At 56.7% G+C, this 3,720-nt stretch carries 1 protein-coding gene; it reads left to right on the forward strand.

Features of this window, described 5'->3' with window-relative positions; all coding sequences use genetic code 11:
• Positions 1–248 precede the first annotated feature (248 nt).
• On the forward strand, positions 249–3,599 hold the full coding sequence (locus tag NHH03_RS12980) for a DEAD/DEAH box helicase (protein WP_253156739.1): 3,351 nt from the start codon (positions 249–251) through the stop codon (positions 3,597–3,599).
• The last annotated feature ends 121 nt before the right edge of the window (positions 3,600–3,720 follow it).

Consider the following 3,720-nt stretch of genomic DNA (forward strand, 5'->3'; position numbering starts at 1 on the left):
GAAGCGGCAATTTGCTGAGTCGTTTGAGGTGAAGTGACTGTTCAGCGCAACTTCAAAACGCGTGAGCGAGGGATTTAGGGTGTTGACGGGATCCCTCGCTGACGCGTCGGGTTGCCAAAAAACAATCCCCACGCGAAAGCGCAGCTTTTCAAGGGGCGTATCTGGCGACTGGCTTGCCAGTCTTGCGGGTGGTTTGTTCTAATTCGATGGCTTTGTCGATCGCATGTGTCCCCGAAACGGATTTCAGAATGGCTCGCTCTAATTTGTCGGCGAAACAGATTCAATCCATGCTGAACCAGCTCCGGCAGGGGCGCAGCCAACGGAACTCGCCGGTGTTGTTCGGTGATGATCCGGATTGGTTTGACGAGCCCACGTTTGATGCGTCGAACGTGAATGACTGGATCGAAGCGGTCAAGGAAATTGAGTCGATGTTTCCGGTCGACGCAAAAACGGCGCCGAAGTCCGTCAGACTGGAAATCAAACGGATGTTCGACTGCGGTGAGATCCAAGGCACATGGACGCAGGGCAGAACCACCCACCAGGTGTTCCTGTCGATCGACCAGGACCCTTCGCCGGCGGGATGCAATTGTGACCGTTCGTCCGGCAGCGAGCCCTGCGACCACGCCTATCAATTTGCCCGTGGCGTCCCTGATTTGCTGCGCAACGATCGCGAACTGCGCGACAAAATTAGCCGCCGTGATCTGGATCCCGGCAAACCTTCGCGGGAGCTGTTCAAACCGAATCAGTCACAGGTTGCCCTTGCCGAACTCAAGCAGTTGCTGAGCAACAATCGCGACCTGATCAACCAGGCGGATCAGAACGACGATCTGTTGACCCGTCGAGAGAACCATCAAGCCCAGGGACGGATTCTGTGGAACCTTGATTTGGACGACGGATACCTGTCGATCAAACCCAAGCTTCAGGTCCCGCGGAAACGCGGCAGCGGATTCACCAAAGGCAAAAAAGTCAGTTTGGAAAGATTGTGCCAAGACCGCAGTCTGCCGTTGTCACCGAGCGATCAATGTGTCGTTGCAGCGATCAAACAGGAGCGGGACCATTATTACTATGGTCCTCAGCACGTGCTTGATCCGATCGAGGCGATTCAATGCTTGGTTGGTTGTGACAACGTGGCCTTTAACGACAAACCATTGACGGTTCGATCCTGTCCGAATTACCTCGTGATTGGATCAGTCGATCAAAAATACCGTGTCATGTTTACAGATGACAAATGTAAAACGATTTACACGCGATCGTGGGGCAATCAGAATGGTTTCATTCGATTGGACCAAGAAACCAACGAGCTACTGATCAGCCAAACCGATTCCACCGAAGTCGAATTGATCAAGTCGTTGCTGAAATTGCCTGCGGTCGACGAGGAGCACCGGGAAGAACTGACCCAGCATTTGGCAAGTCTGCAGTCCAGACTGTCCATCATGTTGCCCAATTCGATCGCCGGCTCGCTGTTGTTGTACGACGTCAGACCGGCGATCTTGCTGCGCAGCCAGACCAATGGCACGTTGGATTTTGGGATTCGGATTCGCGATGCAGCCGGCGTGCTTCGCAAACCACTCTCCGGACCGATGGTCGTCGCTAGCGAACGGGACGGTCGAAAGGTTCAATTGTTACGTTCGGCCGAGCGCGAGTCGGAGCAAATCGACCAGCTATTGACGCACTGGCAGCTGACCATCGACCGGTCCGATTGGTTCGGCACGATCGATGATTTTGGAATTGCATTGCGGTTGATCGAACAGCTGCAATCGCCTGACAGCCAAGTCGAAGTGCTGTGGGATCGGACCTGCGAGAAACCGATCACGGTGCTGGGGAATCTGTCCAGCAACAACGTCAAGGTTGACATCACGAACAAACGCAATTGGTTCGGCATCACTGGCGAATGCAATTTCGGTGAACACTCGATGTCGTTGAATGATTTGATTCAGGGGCTGCCCGGCGAAGGCGAACAGGGCATCGGCGACTACATCAAACTGGCCGACGGCCAATGGGCGCGCATCTCCGAGGGGCTGCGCAAACGGCTGAAACGATTGCAGGAAGCCACGCACCTGGATCGCAACACGTTGAAACTGGATGCCACCGCCGCGCCGGCGATTCGCGAATTGATCGATTCGGATGTCTCGATCAAAGCCAGTCGGGCTTGGGAGAAATGCATCAAGCGATTGGCCAACGCCGAAAAATTGCAACCGACGGTCCCCGCCAATCTGGACGCGACCCTGCGTGACTACCAGATCGATGGCTACAAGTGGCTGCGGAAGTTAGCCGAGTGGGGTGTCGGCGGGATCTTGGCCGATGACATGGGGTTGGGCAAAACCCTGCAGACGCTGGCCGTGCTGCTCGATCGATCCGCAGAGGGTCCGGCGCTGGTGATCGCGCCGACGAGCGTCGGTTTCAACTGGGCCCGCGAAGCCCAGCGATTTGCATCCGACCTGGACGTGCACCTGTACCGGGAAACCGAACGCAGCGATTTTCTACCGAGTGTTGGTCCGGGGACGCTGGTGATCTGTAGCTATGGATTGGCGCTGCGGGATGCCGAAGCACTGGCGGGCGTGGCCTGGTCCACGATGGTGTTGGACGAAGCCCAAGCGATCAAGAACAGCCGCAGCAAAACCAGCAAGGCGATTGCCGGCATCGACGCCGATTGGACCGTCGCCCTGACCGGCACGCCTGTGGAAAACCATTTGGGCGAGTTGTGGAGTCTGTTCCATGTGGTTTCGCCCGGTGTGTTCGGTGGCTGGGAATCGTTTCGCAAGCGATATGCCGCACCGATCGAAAAACAAAATGACGACAACGCCCGCAAGTCGCTGGCCAATCGGCTGCAGCCGTTCGTTTTGCGGCGAACCAAATCCGAAGTGCTAACGGAACTTCCGCCGCGTACCGAGATGAACTTGTATGTCGATTTGAGCCCGGCCGAGCGTGCCGAATACGAAACGGTGCGACTGGCAGCGATCGGCGAGATCGAATCCATTGAATCTCTGCCCCAGGTGCAAGACCAGCGGTTCAAGATCCTGGCGCTGATGACCCGACTGCGTCAAATCGCCTGCCACGCCGGGCTGGTCAACAAACAGTGGACTGGATCATCGGCGAAATTGGACCAATTGTGCGAAACGCTGGAGAGTCTGCGTGAGGAGGGCCACCGGGCTCTGATTTTCAGTCAATTCACCGAACATTTGGCGTTGATCCGCGCGGCGCTGGAGCAGCGGGGTTTCAGTTACGAGTACCTGGACGGATCAACCCCCGCCAAACGGCGCCAGGAAGCCGTCGACGAATTCCAAAACGGCAGCGCCGACGTCTTTTTGATTTCGCTAAAAGCCGGCGGAACCGGATTGAATCTGACCGCCGCTGATTATGTCATCCACATGGATCCCTGGTGGAATCCGGCGGTGGAAGACCAGGCGACCGACCGCGCCCACCGCATGGGCCAAGACAAACCGGTGATGGTGTACCGAATTGTGGCTCGCGGGACGATTGAAGAAGAAATCCTGGCGCTGCACGATTCCAAACGCGACTTGGTGGCCGGCGTGATGCAGGGCACTCAGGCGGCGGCAAAATTGTCCAACGAAGACCTGATCCGGATGCTCCGCGGCTAGCGGGCGGTTGATTCAGTCACCCGAGGCGTGAGTTTTGAAATTGCGCTTTCGCGTCAGGCATTGGTTTTTGGTAACCCGAAGCGTCAGCGAGGGATCCCGCCAACCGGCTAAATCCCTCGCT

Origin of the sequence: Stieleria tagensis (genome assembly GCF_024129865.1) — a bacterium.
GTDB lineage: Bacteria > Planctomycetota > Planctomycetia > Pirellulales > Pirellulaceae > Stieleria > Stieleria tagensis.

What these genes read in the sequence shown, in the direction of transcription:
- NHH03_RS12980 (WP_253156739.1), top strand. Translation starts at nt 249, where the DNA reads ATGGCTCGCTCTAATTTGTCGGCGAAACAGATTCAATCCATGCTGAAC.